This window comes from Polaribacter sp. ALD11 (genome assembly GCF_002831685.1).
In the GTDB taxonomy this organism is placed as follows: domain Bacteria; phylum Bacteroidota; class Bacteroidia; order Flavobacteriales; family Flavobacteriaceae; genus Polaribacter.
The window spans coordinates 3,234,541-3,258,505 of sequence record NZ_CP025119.1 but is presented as its reverse complement, the minus strand read 5'-3'; the positions used below and the strand labels follow the sequence as shown (position 1 = coordinate 3,258,505).

The window sequence follows — 23,965 nt, the reverse complement described above, 5'->3', positions numbered from 1 at the left end:
GAAAAATTCATTCCTAAATTCAAAATATATTTCATAAGATGAAAATAAAAAAAGTACTTGTTGCCAATAGAGGAGAAATAGCTATTAGAATTTTTAGAGCCTGTACAGAAATAAACGTTAAAACGGTAGGTGTTTACACGTTCGAAGACAGATACTCGCTTCATAGATACAAAGCAGATGAGTCTTACCAAATTGGTGAAGACAACGCCCCTTTAAAACCATATCTAAATATTGATGAAATTATTAGAGTGGCTTTAGAAAGCGGTGCAGATGCTATTCACCCTGGGTATGGCTTTTTGTCTGAGAACGCCAATCTTGCTCAAAAATGTGAAGATAATGGACTTATTTTTGTTGGACCAAAAGTGTCTGTATTAAAGTCTTTAGGAGATAAAATTACAGCTAAGGAAGTTGCTGTTGCTAATAACGTTCCTGTTATTAGAAGTAATGAAAAACCTTTAGATAGTATTGAAATTGCTTTAAGTGAAGCAGAAAAAATAGGCTACCCTATTATGCTAAAAGCAGCCTCTGGTGGTGGTGGAAGAGGAATGCGAGTAATTCGAAAAGCAGATGAATTAAAAGGTGCTTTTAATGAAAGTAAACGTGAAGCTTTAAACGCTTTTGGAGACGATACTGTTTTTCTTGAAAAATTTGTAGCAAATCCTAAACACATCGAAATTCAAATTGTTGCCGATAATTATGGGAATACGGTGCACCTTTTTGAACGCGATTGTTCTGTGCAACGTCGCTATCAAAAAGTAATTGAGTTTGCGCCTTCATTTGGTTTAAAACCAGCAATAAAAGAGGCACTTTACAAATATGCAATAGACATTTGTAAAGCAGTAGATTATAATAATATAGGAACTGTTGAGTTTTTAGTAGATGATGATGATGCTATTTATTTTATTGAAGTAAACCCAAGAATTCAGGTAGAACACACCGTTACCGAAGTGGTAACAAATATAGATTTAGTAAAAACACAATTATTTATTGCTGGCGGTTATAAATTAGCAGATCAGCAAATAAAAATAGCCAATCAAGAAGCTATTGAAATAAATGGTTATGCCCTTCAATGTAGAATTACTACAGAAGACCCTCAAAACGATTTTAAACCAGATTACGGAGAAATTACAACCTATAGAAGTGCCTCTGGTTTCGGAATTCGTTTAGATGCGGGAAGTGTGTATCAAGGCGCAATTATTTCACCTTTTTTCGATTCTATGCTTGTAAAAGTTACTGCAAACAGTAGAACTTTAGATGGTGCTTGTAGAAAAGTACGAAGAGCATTAGCAGAATTTCGAATTAGAGGTGTAAAAACCAATATGCCTTTTCTTAACAATATTTTACAACATGAAACCTTCCGAAAAGGAGAAGTAACCGTTAATTTTATTAACCAAAATCCTGATTTATTTGTTTTTAAAGCACCTAGAAATAGAGCTACGAAATTAGTAACATACTTAGGTGATGTTATTATAAATGGAAATCCGGATGTTAAAAAATTAGACCCAACAAAAACATTCGTAAAACCTATCGTTCCTAAGTTTGATGCAAATGCTAGTTTCCCTAAAGGAACAAAAGATTTATTAACAGAATTAGGTCCTGAAAAATTTTCTCAATGGCTAAAAAATGAAAAGAAAATTCATTTTACAGACACCACAATGCGAGATGCACATCAAAGTCTATTAGCAACCAGAATGCGAACTTTCGATATGCTTAAAGTTGCAGAAGGTTATGCAAAAAACAATCCAGATATTTTTAGTATGGAGGTTTGGGGTGGTGCAACTTTTGATGTTTGTATGCGTTTCTTACAAGAAAACCCTTGGGAACGTTTACAATTATTACGAAAAGCAATGCCAAATGTATTGCTTCAAATGTTAATTAGAGGTTCTAACGGCGTTGGCTATACTGCATATCCTGATAATTTAATAGAAAGCTTCGTTGAAAAATCTTGGGAAAATGGAGTTGATATTTTTAGAATTTTCGATTCTTTAAACTGGATGCAATCTATTGCACCTTGTATTGAACATGTGCGTAATAGAACCAATGGTTTAGCTGAAGGTTCAATCTGCTATACTGGCGATATTTTAAACCCGAAGAACACAAAATACAACCTTAAATACTATACCTCTTTAGCCAAAGATATAGAAAATGCTGGTGCACATATTCTTGCAATTAAAGATATGGCGGGTTTACTAAAGCCGTATGCAGCCTTCGAATTGGTTTCAGCTTTAAAGCAAGAAGTTAATATTCCTATTCATTTACACACGCACGATACCTCATCTATTCAATCGGCAACCTATTTAAAAGCAATTGAAGCTGGTGTAGATGTTGTTGATGTTGCACTTGGTGGTTTATCGGGCTTAACATCGCAACCTAATTTTAATTCGGTTGTAGAAATGATGAAGTTTAATGATAGAGAAAGCAACTTAAATATTGATTCTTTAAATGAATATTCTAATTATTGGGAAACTGTTAGAGAATATTATTATCCGTTTGAATCTGGTTTAAAAGCGGGTTCTGGGGAAGTTTTTAAGCATGAAATTCCTGGAGGACAATATTCGAACTTAAAACCACAAGCACAAGCATTAGGTTTAGAAGATCGTTTTCATGAAATTACCAAAATGTATGGAGATGTAAATCATCTTTTTGGAGATATTGTAAAAGTAACTCCAAGTTCAAAAGTGGTTGGCGATATGGCTCAGTATTTAGTGAGTAATAATTTAACTGTTCAGGATGTATTGGAACGTGGAGACACCATTTCGTTTCCGCAATCTGTAGTAAGTTTCTTTAAGGGAGATTTAGGTCAGCCAGTTGGTGGTTTTCCTAAAGATCTTCAGAAATTAATTTTAAAAGATCAGAAACCATATACAGACAGACCAAATGCACATATAGAACCATTGGATATTGATGAAGCTTATAAAGATTTTAGAAAAATATTTGAGAATGATTTAAGCAGACCTATCGATTTTACAGATTTCTTATCGTACAAATTATATCCAAAAGTTTTTACAGATGCTTATAACAAGCATTTAAAATATGATAGTTTAATTAATTTACCAACCAAAAATTTCTTCTATGGAATGGAACGAGGTGAAGAAATTATTATAGAATTAGACAAAGGAAAAACCTTATTAATTACTTTAGACTCTGTTGGTGAAGCTAATAATGATGGAATGGTTACCGTTTATTTTAAAGTGAACGGACAAGGAAGAGCTGTACAAATAAAAGATGAATCTGTTAAAGTTCATAAAATAGCACATACCAAAGCAGATAAAAATAATGCTAAAGAAATTGGTGCGCCTTTACAAGGGATGTTGTCTACTATTTTGGTTAAAAAGGGAGATAAAATAAGTAAAAACCAACCTTTATTTATTATTGAAGCCATGAAAATGGAAACAACAATTACTGCAATAGAAGATGCAATTGTAAAGAAAATAACGTTAAAAGAAGGCGTAATGGTAAATTCTGAAGATTTAATTTTAACTATTGATTGATCAAATAAAAGTAATTATTATGAGAAACGAAACAGTCTTTTGGTTGTTTCGTTCTTCATAATTAGAACAGACTTTCATCATTCTTCGCAAGAATAACCGTTTTTATTTATTTCTCCCTTTTTCATTCGGATATAAATCAGGCAAATTATCACTTTGATAATAGGCTTTTGTATCAATATTTATTCCGGTTACTTTACCTTTAAAAGCAGCACCTGTATCAACATTCCAGATATTAACAGCATTCATAGGTACTGTCTCTCCGAAATTAGTTGTGGGTGTATGACCTATATAGACTTCGTTGTAATGTTGTAGCCTTTTTGGGTAGATTACATGGTCTTTATCAATACTTCTATCCATTGCTAATGCCAATTCCCATAAAGTTCTATCAAAATAAAAATTTTCTTTAAAAATCTCTCTTTCAACACCATGTATCGATGTATAACCAGCATGTAGAAACAATCTGTTTTCAGCATCTAAATGATACAAAGGCATGCCTTCAAAAAAACTTACATGTTGCTTTATTTTATCTGCAGAAAAACCCTCATAACTATCCATTGTTTCCTTACCACCATGCATATACCAAATAGCATTTACATCTTCTTCCTTTAACCAATTCTGACACCAAACATCATGATTTCCTTTAATAAAAATACAGTTTATTTCTTCTGATAAACGAATTAAAAACTCGATTACTTGTGCAGATTCACTCCAACCATCAACATAATCTCCCACAAAAATCAAGGTATCTTCTTCTGTTACTTCTAATTTGTTTAAAACTTGAAGCAATGCTTTTAAACCTCCATGAATATCTCCAATTGCAAAAGTGCTCATTCTTTTTTTATGCTAAACTAACGGTTTTCTATAAAACAATTAAAAACTAGTATTAAATTAAGATTAAAAATATTGTCCAATTCAAAAACGAAACCGCCATTAGAATTATTATTTTGTCCTAAAACTCTAAAACCATAATCGATTCTAAAAGCTATAAGATGCATTCTCTTATTTTTCCAAACAGTTAAATAGTTATTCTGAATAACTATTTTCTAAAATATCAAAAAATGAAAAAAAACCTAGAATAAAGATTTTCTTACAATATATTATTCCGCTATAAATGTATTTTGAATGACTAAATTTAACCAATTATCAGAACTCAATCCAAATACATAAAACTTATAACTATTATCTAAAACTAGACTTGGTGGTGTTTCTGTATGAATTTTATCCGTTATATTTTCTTCCTTATAATACTGAAATGTCTTTTCTGTAGTATATGTTCCAGATAGAAAAACATCGTCACTCTGTGTAAAAACTTGTAAATAGGCAACATTGTCTACATGTGTACCATCTGCCCATTTAAAAACTGGTTGTAAGGTTTCAGGATAGGTAATATCAACAGCTGTTTTCCACTCAGTTGTTTTTGAATTATTTTTGGTTTTTATAGGTTCTGAAATATGTAGTTTTCCATTTACAATATATGTTACCAAACACCAAACCTCATCTGAAGAACTGTGCGTAAATCTCCTGAATTTTCCACCAAACTGAATTACATCCGTTAAATTTCTTCTTTTATAGTTTGAAAAATCTGTTGGAATTACCTGTGCATTCTCCGTTTCATAATAACGATATTCAAAAGCCCCCTCAATAGGTTGAAAATAAATATAAGTTTCTTCTTTATTTCCATTTGCATTTCCTGCAAAAGCCAATACATCTATTGTTTTATCAGTATTTACAGCGATGTATTCTTCTAAATTTCTAGGAATAAATTGTTCTTTTATTATAATGTTTACCCAATTATCTTCATTAATTCCCATCATTGTAAAGTTGTAAACTTCATCCTCTACTAAATCCTTTACTATTACAGTGTTAATTTCAGGCTCCACGGTATTAGACAGATTGTAATATTGAAAGAACTTTTCTTTTGTATGCGTTCCTGAAATAAACTCTTCTTCTTCATCTGTAATTACCTGAAAATAAAGAACACTTTCTTTTGTAGCACTATCTTCCCAAGTAAAATTAGGTTCTATAGTCGTTTTATAATTAATGATAACCTCGTCTGAATATTGGGTAGATTTAGAGATATTGTTTAACTTAATAGGTTTAGAAATTCTTAAACCTCCGTCTTTTACATATGTAACCAAACACCATGTTTCTACATCGCTAGAGCGTGAAAAACGCTTTAATTTACCACCAAAAACAGCTTCGCTACCTAAGCTTTGTCTTCTGTAATTTATAAAATCATTTTTATTTAAAGAAGCGTCTGTTAATTCGTAATATCTAATATCTGAAGCTCCAACTTCTGGGTAATAAAAAATATAGGTTAAACTAGTATTCGCTTCTGCATTTGCAGCATAGGCAACCACTGGCTTTTCTGCTATAGTTGAATTTTCATCGATGTATTCTTGCAGGTTTCTAGCTACAGAAATATCTGTATCTTCTGAACAAGAAAATATTGAAATACATATAAAAAGGAGTACTATTTTTTTAAAGGCCATATAACTTTCTAATTAATTCTTCTGCAGGTTTATTCTGTGGTGTAAATCTATTGTTTTTTTCGCCACCAACCTTATCGTGACTATGAAACCATTTCCAAATAAAACCACCGGCAAACCATTCTTCTTTCCAAAACTGGTTATATATTGCTTGCAAAGCATTTGCTTGTGCTTCTAAATTTACTGCTCCTTCTACATTACTAGAGTCCCAAGGTTCTTTTCCATTAAAATCTACACTTCGATACCCAAACTCTGTAAATAAAACAGGCTTATTAAATTGCTGCTGAACCCTTAAGACTTCTTCTTTATGTAATTTCCAACCCAATTCATATTCTGCTGTGGTTGGTGATTTTTTATCACTCAAAGGAAAATAAGCATCAATACCAATAAAATCTAAATCTTTCCAAAAAGAAACGCGCTTAAACTCGTCCCAATTTGCTGCATAAGTTAACTTTCCTTTATAAACTTTTCTTATTTCTTGAATCAATTTTTGCCAATAAGCAGGTCTATTAACAACAAATTGCTCTAATTCTGTACCAATACATAATATGTCTGCATTCAAATTTTCTGCAGCTTTTGCATAGGTTAAAATAAATTCTCTGTAAGAATTTTCTAAGGTATTCCATTTTTCTTCAGAATCCATTTTTATATTCCCTGTGAACTCGCCTCGCCAAACCCAAATATGTGGTTTTACCATAATACTTAGCTTCTCTTTCTGAAAGCGTTTTGCGTATTGCAACAAACCATTTTTGGTTTCACCAAACCATTGTCTATTGGTATTATGAATTATTTTAGGTGATGCTAATTCTTTTATAAAACCAAAAGGCATCAATGCAACATAGTTACTTTGCGCCTTTAATACAGGATTAATATGTTGGTTGCTTATAGAGTCTCTAGAAGCAACAAAGCTTACTCCATTAATTTTTTTCGCCTGACTTTTACATGAAAAGTTTAAAAGAATTAGTAGTAAAAAAAGAAGTTTTTTTGTTTTCATAAATATTCATAAAAATACTTCTTTTTGTTAAAATAACGCTCTTAAACCAATGTTAAAACTTTGCCCTAATCCGGTATCATTTCCTCTAATAAACTTGCTGTACAAAACCTCTAAATTCAACAGATCTGTTAATTGATATTTTCCATTTAAATCCAATGCCATGTATGTTTTTAAAGAGCTTATTCAAAAGAGTTAAAACCAATACTCTTACTAGCATAATTCTTTTACATTCTGCTTTTCATAGAAATTTATACACTTCAAAACAACCCTAAACTGTAAATATCTTTGCGGGATTTTATTTATAATGATTCTAAATTCAAATAAATTATAGATTAATAATTAAGTTCTTAACTTGACCTTCGACATAAATGCTACAATCAATAAACCATGGAACATATTGTAATTATTGGTAATGGGATCTCTGGAGTTACTACTGCCAGACATATTAGAAAAAATTCTGATAAGAAAATAACCATTGTCTCTGCAGAAACAAAATATTTTTTTTCTAGAACCGCCCTAATGTATGTATATATGGGGCACATGAAATTTGAACACACTCAACCTTATGAAAATTGGTTTTGGGAGAAAAACAGGATCAATTTAAAACAGGGTTTTGTTGGAGCTGTTGATACTGATAAAAAAAGGCTAGATTTTACAAACGGAGAAACGTTAACCTATGATAAATTAATTATTGCAACGGGTTCTAAACCTAATAAATTTGGTTGGTCTGGGCAAGATTTAGACGGAGTTATGGGCATGTACCATAAACAAGATTTAGACAAACTAGAAAAATATGCACCAGACAATAAGGTTTGTAATAGAGCAGTTATTGTTGGAGGTGGTTTAATAGGAATTGAATTGGCAGAAATGTTAAGAAGTAGAAAAATTCCTGTTACTTTTTTAGTGAGAGAAGATAGTTTTTGGAACGGCGTTTTACCCGCACAAGAATCTGCAATGATAAATGAACACATTAAAGAACACCACATAGATTTACGATTAAGTACCAACTTAAAAGAAATAAGATCTGATGAAGACGGACGTGTAAAATCTATTATTATTGAAGAAACTGGCGAAGAAATATTCTGCAATGTAGTTGGTTTAACTGCTGGTGTTACACCTAATGTAGATTTTCTGAAAGAATCTGAAATTGAATTAGGCCGAGGTGTAAAAGTCAACCGTTTTTTAGAAACTAACATAAAAGGAATCTACGCAATTGGTGATTGTGCAGAACAACATGAAGCGATTGGACAACGCAGAAATATTGAAGCTGTTTGGTACACAGGTAGAATGATGGGGGAAACCTTAGCGCAAACTATTTGTGACAATAAAACAGCATACAAACCTGGACATTGGTTTAATTCTGCAAAGTTTTTAGATATTGAATACCAAACCTATGGTTGGGTTTTTAGCGAAAAAAGCAAGCAAGAAAACGAAGGTTATTTTCAATGGCAACACCCTAAAGAACAAAAATGTATTACCATTTCTTTTGACAAAAATACACATCTGTTTTTAGGTATAAATACTTTCGGAATTCGAATGCGTCATGAAATTTTTGATAAATGGTTAACCGAAAAAAAAACCATAGCACATGTAGTAGAGTATTTAGCAGATGCTAATTTCGACCCTGAGTTTTACAAATTACACGAACCCGAAATTGTAGCAAAATTCAATCAAGAAAATAACACAAATATTCAACCCAAAAAGAAAAGCTGGAAACGGATTTTCAGCAAAGCGCTATAAAAGCGTTTATAGATATTAAAAAACACATACAGTTAAATTTCATAAAACTAAAATATCATTTTGAAACTCATAAAACAATCAGGTCTCGTCATTTTTTTATTAGGATTGGCCTTCTTTATAGGAATTATTTTTACAGGTTCTTTCAGTCTAAAACAAACAGATCTAGATACTTTTTTAAAAGAACAAAATTATAAAAGTACGGTTATAAAAGGCGCATTAGAAAAAGCTGTGATAACAAAAGAAGACTTAAATATTTTTGAATTTTCTAGCAGAGTTACAAAAGCATACGCATCTTCTAATAATTATTATGACAATCTAATTCAGAAATATGACGAAGAAAAAAACTGGGAGAAAAAAGGAGAACAATTCCAGTATAAAATCTCTGGTAAACCTCATAGTTTAAGTTTTACGCTTGCTAAAAAAGCAGGTAAAGGTTTTGCGGCAGACAACACAGGTTTCATGTGGTTTTTAACTTTTGGTTTGGGTATTATTGGTGCACTTCTATTTATAATACCAGATGTAGTTTTATTAGGAAAACCAGGAATAAAAAATGATGGAATTTTTCTAAACGCAGCAACAAATCGAGGTTGGATTGGTTGGTTTGCTTTTCTATTTTTAGTTACATTTTACATCTTGCTTTATTTTTATCCAGATTTTATTGTAAACTGGGTGTATTTAGTAGACCCTATCAGCAAATCTATTAGCGGTAATCCTGCAAGTCAATGGTTTCTATATGGTTTTTTATACTGTACAGTAATGACGGTTATGGCCGTGAGAATGTATATAAAATACCGTCATAATAAATATCATATTTTACGAACTACCTCTGTTTTGTTCTTTCAAATTGTATTTGCCTTTTTAATTCCAGAAATTTTAGTTCGTTTCGAAAAGCCTTGGTACGATTTTAAAAATGCGTTTCCTTTAGATTATGATTTTTTCTTCAAATGGAACTTAGAAGAACTACTAGATAGTGGTAGTTTTGGTTTGTTTGTATTAGTTTGGGGAATTATTTTAACAATTGTTGTAGTACCCGTAATGGTATATTTCTTCGGGAAAAGATGGTATTGTTCTTGGGTTTGTGGTTGTGGTGGTTTGGCAGAAACTTTAGGAGACCCTTACAGACAACTCTCTAGTAAAACCTTACTTTCTTGGAAATTCGAACGTATTATTGTGCACTCTGTGTTGGTTTTTGTGTTGGTAATGACAGGTTTTGCTTTATATACTTTCTTTTCTGAAGAAAGTCAAATTTTAGGCATTCAAACACAAACCATTCAAGACATTTATGGTTTTCTAATCGGGGCTATTTTTGCAGGTGTTATTGGTACAGGGTTTTATCCAATTTTCGGAAACAGAGTTTGGTGTCGTTTCGGTTGCCCATTAGCGGCATATTTAGGTTTTATACAACGTTTTAAATCAAAATTTAGAATTACAACAAATGGCGGACAATGTATTTCTTGTGGAAATTGTTCTACCTATTGCGAAATGGGAATTGATGTAAGAGCCTATGCACAAAAAGGTGAAAATATTGTACGTTCTAGTTGTGTTGGTTGTGGTGTTTGTTCTGCAGTTTGCCCAAGAGGGGTTTTAAAATTAGAAAATGGACCAGAAGAAGGTAGAATAAATCCTACTGACGTTTTATTGGGGAATGATGTTGATTTAATGGCGTTTGTTAATAAAAAATAGTTCACAAGAAAGAAAATAAACTCAATTTTAAAAGATATATATGTTCCTAAACTTTTCGAAGTATAAAATATTTTCATGAAAAGAAATAGGTTATTTCTCTTTTTTTTATTGATAAATTTCTCGCTTTTGTCTCAAAAAAAATACCATAAAGAGTATTATAAAAACGGACAAATAAAAGAAGAAGGTTGGTTAAGAAACAATCAAAAAAATTCTTATTGGAAGTATTACTATAGAAACGGAAACATCCAAAAAGAAGGTAGGTTTAAAGACGATTTAGAAACAAAATATTGGTATTTTTACAGCCAAAATTCAACAGTAAAAAAAGAAGGCCATTTTAAAAAAGGAGTTAAGAATAATTGGTGGTTATTTTATGATAAAGACGGATTTATAGATCATAAATGTCAATTAAAAAACAATAAAAAAAACGGTTATTGTTTGATGTATAAAAAACAGCAATTAATAAAAGCTTCAAAATTTAAAAATGGTAAAAAAATAAAAGAATGGACAGACTTTTCATCCTTTAAGAATGAAAATAGTCTAAATGATTTAAGATAATGAAACCTATTATAAAAGTTATTATCCCTGCTTACAACGAGCAGGATTCTATTGCAAATGTTATTAATGATATTCCTAAAATTGTAGAAGAAGTTATTGTTATAAGCAATAATTCTACAGACAATACAGAAATTAATGCAAAAAATGCGGGCGCTACTGTTTTAAAAGAAAACAGAAAAGGCTATGGTTATGCTTGTTTAAAAGGGATGGATTACATCAGTAAACAAAAAACAAAACCAGAAATTATCGTTTTTTTAGATGGTGATTACTCTGACTACCCAGAACAATTAACCGAATTGATTGAACCAATACTAAAGGATAATTTAGATTTTGTAATTGGTGCACGTGTAAAAGAATTAAGAGAAATCGGTTCTATGACACCGCAACAAATTTTTGGTAATTGGCTGGCAACCTTTTTAATGAAACTTTTCTTTGGCGCAAAATTTACAGACTTAGGCCCTTTTAGAGCTATAAAATATGATAAATTATTAGCGCTAAATATGGAGGACAAAACCTACGGCTGGACCGTTGAAATGCAATTAAAGGCATTAAAACAAAAATTATCTTACAAAGAAATACCTATGAAATATCGAAATAGAATAGGAGTTTCTAAAGTTTCAGGAACTGTAAAAGGTAGTATCTTTGCAGGCGTAAAAATTTTAGGTTGGATCTTCAAATACAGTTTTAAATAATGATTTTAGAATACATCATCATCTTTATATATTCTATTGCTCTTTTGCTTATTTTTATGTATGCATTGGCGCAATTAAACTTGCTTTTAAATTATTTAAAAGCAAGAAAAAAAATAGATACTTCAGAGAAATTCGATTTTTCAAATTCAGAAGAAATTCCTTTTGTAACCATACAATTACCCGTTTATAATGAGTTGTACGTAATGAAGCGTTTGCTTAAAAACATTGCGAAACTAGAATATCCAATAGATAAATTAGAAATACAGGTTTTAGATGACTCTACAGATGAGTCTATTGAAACAACTGCAAAACATATTAAACAAATTAAAGAAAAAGGAATTGATATACAACATATTAGAAGAGACAACAGAAAAGGTTTTAAAGCTGGTGCTTTAAAAGAAGGTTTAAAAACAGCAAAAGGTGAATTTATTGTCATTTTTGATGCTGATTTTTTACCACAAAAGGAGTGGTTGTTTCAAACAGTGCCATATTTTAAAGATGATGAAATTGGCGTTGTACAAACTCGCTGGGGACATATAAATAGAGATTACTCTACACTTACCAAAATTCAAGCTTTTGCTTTAGATGCCCATTTTACATTAGAACAAGTAGGCAGAAATAGTAAAGGACACTTTATTAATTTTAATGGAACAGCTGGTGTTTGGCGTAAAGAGTGTATTTATGACGCTGGTAATTGGGAAGGAGACACACTAACAGAAGACTTAGATTTAAGCTATAGAGCACAACTTAAAAACTGGAAATTTAAATATTTAGAAAATGTAGAAACACCTGCAGAACTACCTGTTATTATTAGTGCTGCAAGGTCGCAACAATTTAGGTGGAACAAAGGTGGTGCAGAGAATTTTCAAAAGATGATGAAACGCGTTATTAAAAGCGAAAATGTTTCTTTTAAGACTAAAATACACAGTTTACTGCATCTTTTAAATAGCTCTATGTTTACCTGTATTTTTTTAGTTGCGGTTTTAAGCATACCAATGTTGTATATTAAAAATGAATATACTCATTTAAAAATCTATTTTTATGTAATGAGTTTTTTCGTAATAAGCTCGCTCATTTTCTTTGTTTGCTACTGGTATATGTATAAGAACAGTTACGGTGGCGGTATTAAAAACTTCTTTAAGTACATTGGTGCTTTTTTTACCTTTTTCTCTATCGCAATGGGCTTTTCCCTGCACAATACCGTTGCAGTTTTAGAAGGTCATTTTGGTAAAAAAAGCGAATTTGTAAGAACGCCAAAATTCAATATTAAAACAATAAAAGACGGCTGGAAAAACAATAAATACATTAAGAAAAAACCTTCTGTTCATGTAATTTTAGAAGGTATCTTAGCTCTTTATTTTGTCTTTGGAATGTACAGCGCATTTGTGGTTGGTAATGAAGGTGGAGATTTCGGTCTTTTCCCATTCCACTTTATGCTTTTTATAGGTTTTAGTTATGTCTTTTTTAAATCTGTATTCTCTAAAGCATAATGGCTTTTTTTAAAAAATATAGCAGCATTTTTACAATTATAGCAAGTGTAGTACTTTATTTTGTCTTTGCTTATTTTCTAGAAAGAACCGAATTTTACACGCTTTGCTTGTTATGGTTTTCTTTGTTTGTTGGTTTTTATATATTGATAAAAAACGAAAATATTTCGTTTACTACATTGGCTGGAGTTGCCATCTTATTTAGACTTGTTTTCTTATTTTCAATACCCAACTTATCACAAGATTTTTACCGATTTATTTGGGATGGACGCATGATTTTAAATGGATTTAACCCATATTTATCATTCCCAGAAACTTTTATTACACAAAATCTACGGCCAGTTTCAGAAGCTTCAATATTGTATGAAGGTATGGGAGAGTTAAACGGAAGCCATTATACCAATTATCCACCATTAAATCAATTATGCTTTTTTATAGCCGCTATTTTTGCCAATAAAAGTATTTTTAGTTCTGTAGTCGTACTTAGAATACTCATTATTTTAGCCGATTTGGGTATTATATACTTCGGAAAAAAGTTGTTAGAAAAATTAAACCTACCAATTAAAAATATCTTTTGGTATGTTTTAAATCCGTTTATAATTATAGAAATGACAGGTAATTTACACTTCGAACCTGTCATGCTATTTTTCTTAGTTTGGGCACTTTACAAACTACAGCAACAAAAATGGGTGTGGGCAGCCATCTTAATCGCCTGTTCTGTTTCGGTAAAATTAATTCCGTTGCTATTTTTACCCTTGTTTTTTCAATGGTTTATTGGCCGAAGCAAAACCTCACTGATTTCCAAAACCTGTGAGGTCTCTAAACTAGCTTTATTCTATATAATTATCTTCTCTATAACAATTCTTTTGTTTCTCCCCTTTTACTCCTCAGAATTAATTGCAAACTATGCTAATTCTGTAGGCTTGTGGTTTCGAAATTTTGAATTTAATGCAAGTTTTTATTATATTTTAAGAGAAATTGGCTACTTATTTAGAGGGTATAATGAGATTGCTATTATTGGTAAAGTAACTCCTATTTTAACCATACTATTTTTAATCTACCTTACTTTTTTCAGAAAGAATAAAACTACTATTCAATTAATTACAGCGATGTTATTTGGGTTGTGCTTTTACTATTTTACAGCCACAACAGTACATCCTTGGTATTTAGCAACTCCGTTAATTTTGTGTGTTTTTACCAACTATAAATTCCCTGTCATTTGGTCTTTGGTTATTATTTTAACCTATCAGGCGTATGCAAATAATCCTTGGAAAGAGAACTTATGGTTTGTTTTTATTGAGTATTTAATACTGTTTACTTTTTTAATTTATGAAGTTTTTCATCAACATAGAATGAAGAAATTGTAAAATAATAACGTTCCTACTCTTATCTGATGACTTTTTTGTATTTTGCTAACTTATATCTTAACTTACATGAAAAGACTTACCATAAAAGACATTGCTAAAGAATTTAGTGTTTCTATTTCAACGGTTTCTAAAGCCCTTAACGACAGTTATGAAATTAGCGTAAGTACGAAAGAAAAGATAAAAAAATATGCTAAAGAGAACAATTACAAGCCAAATTTTAATGCTTTAAGTTTAAAGAATAGATCTACAAGAACTATTGGAATCATTATTCCTAACATGTTAAACTATTTTTTTGCTCAGGTTTTTAATGGTATTGAAAAAGTAGCCAATGAAAAAGGATATAAAATCATTTCTTGTATTTCTAATGAGTCTTACACAAAAGAAGTAGAAACTATGGAAATGCTTTCTAACGGAAGTATCGATGGCTTTATTCTTTCTTTGGCAGAAGAAACGGTTTTAAAAAACGACTTTAAACATTGTGAAGAAATACTAGAAAACGGCACACCTATAGTAATGTTCGATAGAGTTGCAGAACCTATAAATTGCGACAAAGTAATTACAGATGATTTTAAAGGAGCTTCAAAAACCGTTAAATATTTAGCAAAATCTGGTAGTAAAAATATTGCATTTATTTCTACAATTAGCAATTTAGAAATTGGTAAAAAAAGACATCAAGGGTACATAAAAGGATTAGAGAAAGCAGGTTTACCAATAAATAACAACCTTATCATAAATATTCTAGAAGAAGATTATAAAAAATATGAAAGTATTTTAGCTCCTATTTTTGAAGCAAATGAAATTGATGCTGTTATTGCAACAGATGAATCTTCTGCCATTGCTGCTATGAAAACAGCTCAAAAAAGAGGTTTAAAAGTACCTGAAAATTTTGCTGTAGTCTGTTTTTCTAACGGAATTTTAGCAAGACATTCTCAACCAAAAATGACTACAGTGAGCCAACATGGAGAAAAAATGGGTGCAACTGCGGCTAAGTTGTTAATTGACCGATTAGAAAACAAATCTGAAGAAAAAGAAGGGCCAAAAACGGTAATTATAAAAACTGATTTAGTAGAACGTAACTCGACCAAGAAGTCTTAATAAATGGATTTAACTAAAGTAAAGTTGGTTGTTTCTGACATGGATGGAACACTACTAAACTCTAAAAACGAAGTCAGCCCGCTTTTTTTTGAAATTTTTAAAAAACTACAACAGCAAAACATACTTTTTTGCGCTGCAAGTGGCAGACAATACAATAGTATTGTAGACAAGTTAGCGACAATTAAAAACGAAATTTTTGTAATTGCAGAAAATGGTGCCATTGCTAAAAAGGGAAATCGCCTTTTACTCTTAAAGTCTTTAAACAAAAAAAAAGTTACAACAATACTTCCGGTTTTAAGAAATATTGATGGTGCTAATATTGTTTTATGCACTCAAAAAAATGCTTATATAGAAAGTAAAGATCAAAAATTTATCAAATTATTTCAAGAATATTATCATAGTTTTGAAATTGTTGATGATTTAATGGAAATAACTAAAACAACTCCAATTCTAAAAATAGCCGTATTTCATTTTTCTTCTTCTGAAGAGTTTATTTATCCGGAATTAAAACACTTAAAAGGCGATTATTTACTAAAAGTCTCTGGGCAGAATTGGTTAGATGTTTCAGAAGGTAACGCCAATAAAGGAAATGCTTTAAGAGAAGTACAGCAACTTTTAAATATTTCTAAAGAAGAAACTATGGTTTTTGGTGATTACCATAATGACATCGAAATGTTACAAGAAGCAGATTTTAGTTTTTCTATGGGAAATGCGCATAAAGACATTACAGAAATTGCAAATTATGCTACAGAAAGTAATGATAATTTTGGCGTAGAACGTGTTTTAGAAAAATTGGTTTCGCCTAGATAGTTGTTTCACAGAAATATATTGAGCTTGTCGAAGTGATTAAGAAATTCTTCGACAAGCATAACACCTAAACCTCTACAGAAACCACCAAACCTTCATTACTTCTTACATTAAAAACAGTTTCATCTTCAAAAATTAGATACTGTCCTTTTATTCCAATAAGTTTTCCTTTGTAAGTTGGTGTTTTTATTAAATTCAAACTTTTAGGTTTCAATGGATACTTTAAAACAGGAAACTTTAAATTCGTTTCAGAATTATTCTCAATAAAATACTCTTTAGCTTCCTCTGGTATAAATTCTTTCAATTTTTCTCTCCACTCCACCAAGTTTACATCTTCAATATCATTCTTTAACATTTTACGCCAATTGGTTTTATCGCCCACGTGATCTTTTAAAGCAACTTCTGTAATTCCCGCCAAATATCTGTTAGGTACTTCCACTATTTCAATTGCTTCGTGCGCACCTTGGTCTATCCAACGTGTTGGTACTTGTGTTTTTCTTGTTACGCCTACTTTTACATTACCAGAATTGGCTAAGTAGACAATATGCGGTTGTAATTGAACCGCTTTTTCATACGTTAAATCTCTATCCTCTTCATCTAAATGCGCTTTACTTAATTCTGGTCGCATAATCCAATCACCAGCATTCGGTGCATCAAAAAAACAAGATTTGCAAAAACCCTGTCTGTAAACTTGTTTTTCCAAATGGCAGCTTAGACATTCATACGTTACAAAGTTTAAAGAAATCTCTTTATTTAGTAACTGATTCATGTTTAAAAAATCAGTTTTCATATCTAAATAATACTGAATTTCATCAGCATTTTCGGTCATCATTTTTTTTAAAACTCCTTGGTAAATCATTGCACAAATTTTAGTATTTTTAGACTTTGGTTTTAAAACGATAATTGTTCTAAAATCGTCCAAAACAAATTTACGCATTTATATGGCTTTTCAGATTATCAATTCTATAATTTCTTGGTTTTTGAAGAAACGAAAACATCAAATTGAGTTATTTTTAAAATACCCAATAGATGTACAAAACGAGTTACTTATAAAATTATTAAACACTGCTAAAAACACCGAATTAGGAAAAGAAAATAATTTTTCGAGCATAAAAAACCATAAAGATTTTGCTGCAAATGTTCCCATTCAGAAATATGAAACTTTCGAACCTTTAATTGAACGCTGTCGAAAAGGGGAGCAAAATTTATTTTGGCCTTCAGAAATAAAATGGTTTGCAAAATCTAGTGGAACAACAAATGCAAAAAGTAAATTTATTCCTGTTTCTGATGATGCTTTAGAATATTGCCATATGAAAGCGGGTAAAGACATGTTGTGTAATTACATTAATAACAACCCAAAAACACAATTATTTACAGGTAAAGGGTTGCGATTGGGTGGTAGTTCGGAAGTCTACCAGGACAATGGTTCTCACTTTGGCGATTTATCTGCAATTATTATTGAAAACATGCCTTTTTGGGCAGACTTTAGCTCTGCTCCTAGTCAAGAAGTTGCTTTAATGAGCGATTGGGAAACCAAAATGGATGCAATTATTGATGAAACCATTAACGAAAATATTACAAGTTTAGCGGGCGTACCAAGTTGGATGTTGGTGTTGCTAAATCGTGTTTTAGAAAGAACAGGAAAAGAAAACATTCTAGAAGTTTGGCCAAATTTAGAAGTGTATTTTCATGGAGGCGTAAACTTTAACCCGTATCGAGAACAGTACAAAAAAATTATTCCAAAAGCTACTTTTAAATACTACGAAATTTACAATGCTTCGGAAGGTTTTTTCGCGATTCAAGATAGAAACCATTCTAAAGAATTGTTATTAATGTTAGATTACGGAATTTTCTATGAGTTTATTCCAATGAGCGAATATCATGGCGAAGATTCTAAAACAATAACGCTTGCTGATGTTAAAAAGGATACAGATTATGCTTTAATAATTACCACAAATGGCGGATTATGGCGTTATCTAATTGGTGATACCATTCGTTTTACTTCGCTAGAACCTTATCGAATTAAAATTACAGGACGAACAAAACATTATATAAATGTTTTTGGTGAAGAGTTAAATATCGAAAACGTAGAAGATGCATTAAAACTTGCTTGTGAAAAAGCTTCTGCTGCAATTTCAGATTATACCGTTGGCCCTATTTTTATGCAAGGAAAAGAAAAAGGAGGACATGAATGGATTATAGAATTCAGTAAAAAACCAAATTCTATGGGGTATTTTTCTGAAGTTTTAGACAATGCATTAAAATCTATAAACTCAGATTATGAAGCTAAACGTTATTTGAATATTACTTTAATGGCGCCAAAAGTACACCTAGCAAAAGAAGGTTTATTTTATAGTTGGTTAAAGAAAAAGAACAAGTTAGGTGGCCAGCATAAAGTACCAAGATTATCTAATTCTAGAGAGTTTGTAGAGGAATTACTAACTTTATAAAAGTAGCGTAACTCTTATATCTTACGCTCTACAACGTAATCTATCATTGTTTTTAAAGAGTTTTTATATTCAGATTCTGGAAAACCTTCTAAAATAGATAAAGCCTTGTTTTTGTAATCGTTCATTTTGGTGGTTGTGTACTCGATTCCACCATTATTTTTCACAAAAGCAATTACTTCTTTTACTCTTTTTTTATCCTTGTTATGTTTCTTAATCGAATTAATCAACCAAGATTTTTCTTTCTTAGTACAATTATTTAAGGTGTAAATTAGAGGCAAGGTCATTTTTTGTTCTTTAATATCAATACCTGTTGGTTTCCCTATTTTTTCATCTGAATAATCAAATAAATCATCTTTAATTTGAAAAGCAACCCCAATATACTCACCAAATTTTCGCATTTTCCGAACACAATCTTGATTCGCACCAACAGACGCTGCTCCAATACCACAACAAGCAGCAATTAAAGTTGCTGTTTTCTTTCGAATAATATCAAAATAAATATCTTCTGTAATGTCTAATTTTCTTGCTTTTTCTATTTGAAGTAATTCGCCCTCACTCATTTCACGAACGGCAATAGAAATCAATTTTAGCAAATCGAAATCTTCATTGTCTATGGACAATAATAATCCTTTAGATAATAAAAAATCTCCTACCAAAACCGCAATTTTATTTTTCCATAGTGCATTCACAGAGAAAAAACCTCTACGTCTGTTACTATCATCTACTACATCATCATGTACTAAAGTTGCTGTGTGGATTAATTCTACAACAGCAGCTCCTCTATAAGTTCTTTCATCGAAACCTCCATTAGAAACCATTTTTGCAACTAAAAAAACAAACATTGGTCGCATTTGTTTACCTTTTCTACGTACAATATAATAGGTAATTCTATTTAAAAGCGGAACTTTAGAAAGCATAGAATCTTTGAACTTTTCTTCAAAGAGTTCCATTTCATTTTTAATGGGAAGTTTAATTATTTCTACTGGTCTCATGCTTTACAAAAATAAGAAATATAAACAAGACTTTAACACTTTTGCATACTCCAGAGGTCTAAAAATCTGTTAAGATTTATTCGCTAATTGCCCGCAAGCAGCATCAATATCTTTCCCTCTACTTCTTCTTACATTTACAGTAATGTCGTTCATTTCTAAATTAGATATATAATTATTTATTGCAGAGGAATGTGCCTGCTGAAACTCGCCATCATCAATAGGGTTGTATTCGATTAAATTTACTTTACAAGGCACTGCTTTACAAAATGCAACCAAAGCCTTTATATCTTCTTTTTTATCGTTAATTCCGTCCCAAACAATGTATTCATAGGTAATTGCTCTACCTGTTTTTTCATACCAGTATTCTAAAGATTCTTTTAAATCTTTTAACGGAAACGTAGCATTAAAGGGCATAATAGAGGTTCTTACTTCATCTATTGCAGAATGTAAAGAAACCGCTAAGTTAAATTTCACTTCTTCGTCTGCCATCATTTTTATCATTTTTGGCACACCAGAAGTAGAAACAGTAATTCTTTTAGAAGACATTCCTAAACCTTCTGGAGAAGTAATCATTTCTATAGACTTCATCATATTTTTATAGTTCATTAAGGGCTCTCCCATTCCCATAAAAACAATATTTGTTAATTTATGATTGAAGTATAATCTACTTTGTTTGTCTATAACTACAACTTGATCGTAAATTTCATCTGGATTTAGATTACGCATTCTTTTTAAGCGAGAAGTTGCGCAGAATTTACAATCTAAACTACAACCAACCTGACTAGAAACACAGGCTGTTGTTCTTTTTTCTGTTGGAATTAGTACAGATTCAACAATTAAGCCGTCGTGTAATTTAATTCCGTTTTTAATAGTTCCATCCTTACTTTTTTGCATGGAATCTACTTTAATATGATTGATAACAAAGTTTGCTGCCAACATTTCTCTAGTTTCTTTAGAAATGTTTGTCATTTCTTCAAACGTATGTAAAGACTTACTCCAAAGCCATTCATACACCTGATTTCCACGAAAAGCTTTATCGTTATTTTCAACAAAAAAGAATCTTAATTCGTCCTTTGTTAATGCTCTTATATCTCTTTTTTTAACTTCCATTAGATTGCAAAAATACAAAACCTCGCATTAAAAATGCGAGGTTTTAATGTTTCAATAAAAAATTGAATTATATAATTAGCATAGCATCTCCGTATGTAGAGAATTTATAACCTTCTTTAATTGCTACTTTGTATGCTTCCATAACAAAATCAAACCCACCAAAAGCTGCAGCTTGCATTAGCAATGTAGATTTTGGTTCGTGAAAATTAGTAATCATTGCAGTGGCAATACTAAATTCATGCGGCGGAAAAATAAATTTATTTGTCCAACCTTCAAATGCATTTAATTCATGCTTAGAAGAAACAGAAGACTCTACCGTTCTCATTACTGTAGTTCCAACAGCACAAATTCTTCTTTTCTCTTTCTTCGCTTTATTAATCAATGTTGCAGTTTCCTCAGGAATCACAATTTGCTCAGAATCCATTTTATGCTTAGATAAATCTTCTACCTCAACTGCGCTAAAAGTACCTAAACCAACATGTAAAGTCATTTCTGCAAAATCTATTCCTTTAATTTCTAAACGCTTTAATAAGTGTTTAGAAAAATGTAAACCTGCGCTTGGTGCAGCTACAGCACCTTCATGCTTTGCAAAAATAGTTTGGTATCTTTCTTTATCTGAGGCCTCTACTTCTCTAGCAATTGCTTTTGGCAATGGTGTTTGCCCCAATTCTAATAACTTCGCTCTAAACTCTTCATAAGAACCGTCATACAAGAAACGTAAAGTTCTACCTCTAGAGGTTGTATTGTCTATTACTTCTGCTACTAAACTATCATCTTCACCAAAAAATAATTTGTTTCCAATTCTAATTTTTCTTGCAGGATCTACTAAAACATCCCACAATCTATTTTCTGCATTTAATTCTCTTAATAAGAAAACTTCAATTCTAGCACCTGTTTTTTCTTTGTTTCCAAACATTCTTGCAGGAAAAACTTTGGTGTTGTTCAACATCATCACATCACCTTCATCAAAGTAATCTATAACGTCTTTAAACTGTTTATGTTCTATAGTTTGTTCTGCCCTATTCAATACCATCAAACGAGATTCATCTCTATGCTCAGCAGGGTAAATTGCTAACAACTCTTCTGGTAACTCAAATTCAAAGTGCGATAATTTCATATATGTGTATCTTCTAAAAGCTACAAAGATACGATATCGGAATAGGCGTTGTCAAGTGTTTCGCCTTTTATTTACACTTCTTCTACCTTAATACCAATTTGTTGCATGTCTTCCCAAAATTTTTGAAACGACTTTGTAACTACTTCAGCATTTAAAATTTTTATAGGAACCTTTAAAGCTAAAGGAGCAAAAGCCATTGCCATTCGATGATCGTTATATGTTTTAATAGCAATGTTTTTGTTTATTTCTGAAGATTTTTCTAAAAGCAAACTCTCATTCGTCACAGAAATCGAAGCTCCTAAATTTGTTAATTCTTCTTTTAAAGCTTCTAATCTGTCTGTTTCCTTAATTTTTAAGGTATGCAAACCCGTTAAATTACAAGAAATTCCTTCAGAAAAACAAGTTACTGCAATTGTTTGTGCAATATCTGGTGCATTTTTAAGATCGATTTCTAATGTTTGTAAATTAGAACTTCTTTCTTTTTTTAGGGTGATAAAATTCTCGCCAAAAACAGTTTCTACACCAAAATGTTTATAGATTTCTGTTAAACAAGAATCGCCTTGTAAGCTTTCTTTTTTGTATGCCGTTAATTTTATTTCCGAACCAATTTCTGCAGATGCAATTATGGAATAAAAATAACTAGCAGAAGACCAATCTGACTCTACAACAACGGTTTGCTTTTCTATTGATTTCTTTGGAAATACTTTAATGCTATTTCCTACAAAAGTTGTCTCAATTCCCAATTGATTCAATAAACTCAACGTCATGTTAATATACGGAATCGAAGTAATTTTACCTAGCAATTCAATTTCTAGTCCGTTTTCTAATTTTGAAGCAATCAATAATAAAGACGAAATATATTGGCTACTTACGTTTCCGTTAATTTCAACTTTTGCTTTGGTTATCTTTTTTCCTTTGATTCTAATTGGTGGATACCCAACTTTGTCTTCGTAAGAAATTTCTGCACCTAAATCTGTTAACGCATTCACCAAAATTTCAATTGGTCTGTTTTGCATTCTTTCAGAACCAGTAAGCACTACTTCTCTTCCATTCTTTACGGCAAAATACGAGGTTAAAAAACGCATTGCAGTTCCTGCATGACCAATATCTACAGTTTCTTTATCAGTAGAAAGTGCGTGTTGCATATGAATAGAATCATCAGAATCTGACAAGTTTTCAATCTCAATTTCTGGAAACAAGTTTTGTAAAATAAGTAATCGATTCGATTCGCTTTTAGAACCAGAAATTGTAATTTCTTCCTTTATTTTCTTATCCTCTAAAACATTTAACAATATGTCCATTCTAAAAACTGATTTTAATTATAATAGCTACTTACTTGTTTTTACTTCTAAAAGCAAAGTTAACGCACAAAAAAAAACTACCAAATTTTATGGTGAATATTTTACAGCTATAAAGTAAAGAAGTATTCTAAGACCTTTATTAAATTTTATTTTTAATATTCCACAAGCTTAGACTAAAGACCTTCGTATTTAATGTTGCTTGTAATTATAGAATAATTGAAGTAATAAAAAATAACACATAAGCATATAGAAAACAGATCATTTTATTCTCTACATACCTATGTGTTAAAATATATTTTTACAGAAAAGTATGTTATAACGATTCGTTAAAAACTAATATATTGTTTACTTCATTTTTTTATTGGTGACGTAAAAACCATAAAAAGCACTTAAAAAAACTTTAAGCCCCCAGAAACTCATCCATTTTCCGTCGGCAAAATTAACTTCATTTACTTTTGCAAAATCGCCTGCAAAAATATCGCCCCAGCTATTCATAAATAATGAAATTAAGGTTACCATGATAAAAAAAGGGATGGCTACTTTTGCGAAATTATTCCAAAAAAGTGGTTGTTTTGTTTTTTCTAAAAAAGTCATT

At 31.1% G+C, this 23,965-nt stretch carries 20 protein-coding genes; 10 read left to right on the top strand and 10 right to left on the bottom strand.

The annotated features are described in order from the left end of the window. Nucleotides 1–38: 38 nt before the first annotated feature. The gene (locus CW731_RS14165) at nt 39–3,491 is read left to right on the top strand and encodes a pyruvate carboxylase (protein WP_100947338.1); all 3,453 of its coding nucleotides are present in this window, start codon (nt 39–41) and stop codon (nt 3,489–3,491) included. A gap of 102 nt (nt 3,492–3,593) precedes the next feature. Here the strand turns inward: CW731_RS14165 and CW731_RS14160 are convergent, their stop codons facing one another. The 4 genes from CW731_RS14160 to CW731_RS15910 all read right to left on the bottom strand — a co-directional run bounded on the left by CW731_RS14160 (nt 3,594) and on the right by CW731_RS15910 (nt 7,136). Beyond that, on the bottom strand, nt 3,594–4,322 hold the full coding sequence (locus CW731_RS14160) for a metallophosphoesterase family protein (protein ID WP_100947337.1): 729 nt from the start codon (nt 4,320–4,322) through the stop codon (nt 3,594–3,596). A 266-nt stretch (nt 4,323–4,588) separates the two neighbouring features. After that, a complete protein-coding gene (locus tag CW731_RS14155; protein ID WP_100947336.1) occupies nt 4,589–5,983 on the bottom strand; it encodes a hypothetical protein in 1,395 nt (464 codons plus the stop codon). After that, on the bottom strand, nt 5,973–6,974 hold the full coding sequence (locus CW731_RS14150) for a glycoside hydrolase TIM-barrel-like domain-containing protein (protein WP_100947335.1): 1,002 nt from the start codon (nt 6,972–6,974) through the stop codon (nt 5,973–5,975). The genes CW731_RS14155 and CW731_RS14150 overlap by 11 nt, the downstream gene beginning before the upstream one ends. 27 nt (nt 6,975–7,001) lie before the next feature. Further along, entirely contained in the window at nt 7,002–7,136 is a 135-nt protein-coding gene (locus CW731_RS15910) for a hypothetical protein (protein ID WP_302849643.1), read from the bottom strand. A gap of 225 nt (nt 7,137–7,361) precedes the next feature. On the opposite strand from CW731_RS15910, the gene CW731_RS14145 reads away from it, so the two are divergent. The 8 genes from CW731_RS14145 (at nt 7,362) to CW731_RS14110 (ending at nt 16,403) form a co-directional block, all read left to right on the top strand. Continuing rightward, nucleotides 7,362–8,714: an NAD(P)/FAD-dependent oxidoreductase gene (locus CW731_RS14145; protein WP_100947334.1), complete on the top strand. Its 1,353-nt coding sequence runs from the start codon at nt 7,362–7,364 to the stop codon at nt 8,712–8,714. Between the two features lie 60 nt (nt 8,715–8,774). Continuing rightward, a complete protein-coding gene (locus tag CW731_RS14140; RefSeq protein ID WP_100947333.1) occupies nt 8,775–10,397 on the top strand; it encodes a 4Fe-4S dicluster domain-containing protein in 1,623 nt (540 codons plus the stop codon). Between the two features lie 126 nt (nt 10,398–10,523). Further along, the gene (locus tag CW731_RS14135) at nt 10,524–10,952 is read left to right on the top strand and encodes a toxin-antitoxin system YwqK family antitoxin (RefSeq protein ID WP_232734682.1); all 429 of its coding nucleotides are present in this window, start codon (nt 10,524–10,526) and stop codon (nt 10,950–10,952) included. Continuing rightward, a complete protein-coding gene (locus CW731_RS14130; protein ID WP_198519824.1) occupies nt 10,952–11,644 on the top strand; it encodes a glycosyltransferase family 2 protein in 693 nt (230 codons plus the stop codon). The genes CW731_RS14135 and CW731_RS14130 overlap by 1 nt, the downstream gene beginning before the upstream one ends. Beyond that, complete coding sequence (locus CW731_RS14125; protein ID WP_100947330.1) at nt 11,644–13,134, top strand: cellulose synthase family protein; 1,491 nt, start codon at nt 11,644–11,646, stop codon at nt 13,132–13,134. Before CW731_RS14130 ends, CW731_RS14125 begins: the two co-directional genes overlap by 1 nt. Next, nucleotides 13,134–14,498, top strand: coding sequence for a mannosyltransferase (locus CW731_RS14120; protein ID WP_100947329.1), 1,365 nt, complete (start codon nt 13,134–13,136; stop codon nt 14,496–14,498). The genes CW731_RS14125 and CW731_RS14120 overlap by 1 nt, the downstream gene beginning before the upstream one ends. A gap of 66 nt (nt 14,499–14,564) precedes the next feature. Next, nucleotides 14,565–15,593 carry a LacI family DNA-binding transcriptional regulator gene (locus tag CW731_RS14115; RefSeq protein WP_100947328.1) on the top strand — a complete coding sequence of 343 codons (1,029 nt, stop codon included), beginning with the start codon at nt 14,565–14,567 and terminating at the stop codon, nt 15,591–15,593. 3 nt (nt 15,594–15,596) lie between these two features. Beyond that, nucleotides 15,597–16,403 (top strand): HAD family hydrolase, encoded by an 807-nt coding sequence (locus CW731_RS14110; protein ID WP_100947327.1) that lies wholly within the window; start codon nt 15,597–15,599, stop codon nt 16,401–16,403. 64 nt (nt 16,404–16,467) lie between these two features. Here the strand turns inward: CW731_RS14110 and CW731_RS14105 are convergent, their stop codons facing one another. Then, the gene (locus CW731_RS14105) at nt 16,468–17,259 is read right to left on the bottom strand and encodes a DUF2797 domain-containing protein (RefSeq protein WP_100947726.1); all 792 of its coding nucleotides are present in this window, start codon (nt 17,257–17,259) and stop codon (nt 16,468–16,470) included. A gap of 82 nt (nt 17,260–17,341) precedes the next feature. On the opposite strand from CW731_RS14105, the gene CW731_RS14100 reads away from it, so the two are divergent. After that, a complete protein-coding gene (locus CW731_RS14100; protein ID WP_100947326.1) occupies nt 17,342–18,850 on the top strand; it encodes a GH3 auxin-responsive promoter family protein in 1,509 nt (502 codons plus the stop codon). A 14-nt stretch (nt 18,851–18,864) separates the two neighbouring features. On the opposite strand, the gene CW731_RS14095 is transcribed toward CW731_RS14100, so the two are convergent. From CW731_RS14095 to CW731_RS14075, 5 genes are all read right to left on the bottom strand, one after another. Beyond that, nucleotides 18,865–19,842 carry a polyprenyl synthetase family protein gene (locus CW731_RS14095; RefSeq protein ID WP_100947325.1) on the bottom strand — a complete coding sequence of 326 codons (978 nt, stop codon included), beginning with the start codon at nt 19,840–19,842 and terminating at the stop codon, nt 18,865–18,867. A gap of 69 nt (nt 19,843–19,911) precedes the next feature. Continuing rightward, entirely contained in the window at nt 19,912–20,952 is a 1,041-nt protein-coding gene (rlmN, locus tag CW731_RS14090) for a 23S rRNA (adenine(2503)-C(2))-methyltransferase RlmN (RefSeq protein WP_100947324.1), read from the bottom strand. A 67-nt stretch (nt 20,953–21,019) separates the two neighbouring features. Then, nucleotides 21,020–22,069 carry a tRNA preQ1(34) S-adenosylmethionine ribosyltransferase-isomerase QueA gene (queA, locus tag CW731_RS14085; RefSeq protein ID WP_100947323.1) on the bottom strand — a complete coding sequence of 350 codons (1,050 nt, stop codon included), beginning with the start codon at nt 22,067–22,069 and terminating at the stop codon, nt 21,020–21,022. A 71-nt stretch (nt 22,070–22,140) separates the two neighbouring features. Then, on the bottom strand, nt 22,141–23,370 hold the full coding sequence (locus tag CW731_RS14080; RefSeq protein ID WP_100947322.1) for a 3-phosphoshikimate 1-carboxyvinyltransferase: 1,230 nt from the start codon (nt 23,368–23,370) through the stop codon (nt 22,141–22,143). A 345-nt stretch (nt 23,371–23,715) separates the two neighbouring features. Continuing rightward, nucleotides 23,716–23,964 (bottom strand): hypothetical protein, encoded by a 249-nt coding sequence (locus tag CW731_RS14075; protein ID WP_100947321.1) that lies wholly within the window; start codon nt 23,962–23,964, stop codon nt 23,716–23,718. Nucleotide 23,965 lies beyond the last annotated feature (1 nt).

What these genes read in the sequence shown, in the direction of transcription:
- CW731_RS14165 (WP_100947338.1), top strand. Translation starts at nt 39, where the DNA reads ATGAAAATAAAAAAAGTACTTGTTGCCAATAGAGGAGAAATAGCTATT.
- CW731_RS14160 (WP_100947337.1), bottom strand. Translation starts at nt 4,322, where the DNA reads ATGAGCACTTTTGCAATTGGAGATATTCATGGAGGTTTAAAAGCATTG.
- CW731_RS14155 (WP_100947336.1), bottom strand. Translation starts at nt 5,983, where the DNA reads ATGGCCTTTAAAAAAATAGTACTCCTTTTTATATGTATTTCAATATTT.
- CW731_RS14150 (WP_100947335.1), bottom strand. Translation starts at nt 6,974, where the DNA reads ATGAAAACAAAAAAACTTCTTTTTTTACTACTAATTCTTTTAAACTTT.
- CW731_RS15910 (WP_302849643.1), bottom strand. Translation starts at nt 7,136, where the DNA reads ATGGCATTGGATTTAAATGGAAAATATCAATTAACAGATCTGTTGAAT.
- CW731_RS14145 (WP_100947334.1), top strand. Translation starts at nt 7,362, where the DNA reads ATGGAACATATTGTAATTATTGGTAATGGGATCTCTGGAGTTACTACT.
- CW731_RS14130 (WP_198519824.1), top strand. Translation starts at nt 10,952, where the DNA reads ATGAAACCTATTATAAAAGTTATTATCCCTGCTTACAACGAGCAGGAT.
- CW731_RS14125 (WP_100947330.1), top strand. Translation starts at nt 11,644, where the DNA reads ATGATTTTAGAATACATCATCATCTTTATATATTCTATTGCTCTTTTG.
- CW731_RS14120 (WP_100947329.1), top strand. Translation starts at nt 13,134, where the DNA reads ATGGCTTTTTTTAAAAAATATAGCAGCATTTTTACAATTATAGCAAGT.
- CW731_RS14115 (WP_100947328.1), top strand. Translation starts at nt 14,565, where the DNA reads ATGAAAAGACTTACCATAAAAGACATTGCTAAAGAATTTAGTGTTTCT.
- CW731_RS14110 (WP_100947327.1), top strand. Translation starts at nt 15,597, where the DNA reads ATGGATTTAACTAAAGTAAAGTTGGTTGTTTCTGACATGGATGGAACA.
- CW731_RS14105 (WP_100947726.1), bottom strand. Translation starts at nt 17,259, where the DNA reads ATGATTTACCAAGGAGTTTTAAAAAAAATGATGACCGAAAATGCTGAT.
- CW731_RS14100 (WP_100947326.1), top strand. Translation starts at nt 17,342, where the DNA reads ATGGCTTTTCAGATTATCAATTCTATAATTTCTTGGTTTTTGAAGAAA.
- CW731_RS14095 (WP_100947325.1), bottom strand. Translation starts at nt 19,842, where the DNA reads ATGAGACCAGTAGAAATAATTAAACTTCCCATTAAAAATGAAATGGAA.
- rlmN (WP_100947324.1), bottom strand. Translation starts at nt 20,952, where the DNA reads ATGGAAGTTAAAAAAAGAGATATAAGAGCATTAACAAAGGACGAATTA.
- queA (WP_100947323.1), bottom strand. Translation starts at nt 22,069, where the DNA reads ATGAAATTATCGCACTTTGAATTTGAGTTACCAGAAGAGTTGTTAGCA.
- CW731_RS14080 (WP_100947322.1), bottom strand. Translation starts at nt 23,370, where the DNA reads ATGGACATATTGTTAAATGTTTTAGAGGATAAGAAAATAAAGGAAGAA.
- CW731_RS14075 (WP_100947321.1), bottom strand. Translation starts at nt 23,964, where the DNA reads ATGACTTTTTTAGAAAAAACAAAACAACCACTTTTTTGGAATAATTTC.